At 66.6% G+C, this 692-nt stretch carries 2 protein-coding genes; one reads left to right on the top strand and one right to left on the bottom strand.

Translation table 11 applies throughout. The annotated features are described in order from the left end of the window. Positions 1 to 335, top strand: a 335-nt coding sequence (locus EOA60_RS35845) for an EAL domain-containing protein (protein ID WP_128312773.1), incomplete at its 5' end; no start/stop codon positions are given. Here EOA60_RS35845 and EOA60_RS35840 read toward each other — a convergent pair. After that, a partial coding sequence (locus EOA60_RS35840) for a TlpA disulfide reductase family protein (RefSeq protein ID WP_164899920.1) occupies positions 327 to 692 on the bottom strand: 366 nt, incomplete at its 5' end. The genes EOA60_RS35845 and EOA60_RS35840 overlap by 9 nt on opposite strands.

Below are 692 nucleotides of genomic sequence, written 5' to 3'. Positions count from 1 at the left end.
CCTTTCCCTTCGACAAGATCAAGATCGACGGCTCGTTCATCAAGTCGGTCGACAGGAACGGCCAGGTCGCGGCCATCGTGCGCGCCGTGCTTGGGCTGGGGCGCGGCCTCGGCCTGCCGGTGCTGGCCGAAGGCGTCGAGACGCTGGACGAATTGCGCTTCCTCGATGCCGAGGACTGCGAGATCGGCCAGGGATACTATCTCGGCAGGCCAGGCCCGATCGAAACCTTCAGCGAACTGACCGGCGTGCCGGCGCCGGCGGCCATGGATGCTGTCGAGGCCCGCGGCGGCAGCATCCTCATGCTCGAGCCGGCCGCCGCGCTGCGCTCAGCTTGACGGACCGAGCGCGGCTTCCACCAATCGCTTGGCGTCGGGGCTCGACCATTCCGCCGGGCCGTTCATATGTGCGATCAGGCAGCCTTCGCCGTCGATCAGCATCGTCACCGGCAGGCCAAGCGCCAGCCCGCGCGTCTTGGCCTCGTTGAACAGGTCCATCGTCGCATCCCGGTAGTAGCCGAGCGTCTCGATGCCGATCTCCTTCAGGAACTTTTTCGGCTTGGCGTCGTCGCCGGTGTCGACATTGACCGCGACGACCTCGAAGGCGTTGCCGCCCTTTTCCTTCTGCAGCGCGTCGAGCGCCGGCATTTCGGCGCGGCAGGGCGCACACCATGTCGCCCACAGATTGAGCAGCAC

Source organism: Mesorhizobium sp. M1A.F.Ca.IN.020.06.1.1, from assembly GCF_004023265.1.
In the GTDB taxonomy this organism is placed as follows: Bacteria; Pseudomonadota; Alphaproteobacteria; order Rhizobiales; family Rhizobiaceae; genus Mesorhizobium.
This window is presented reverse-complemented; position numbering and strand designations above follow the sequence as displayed.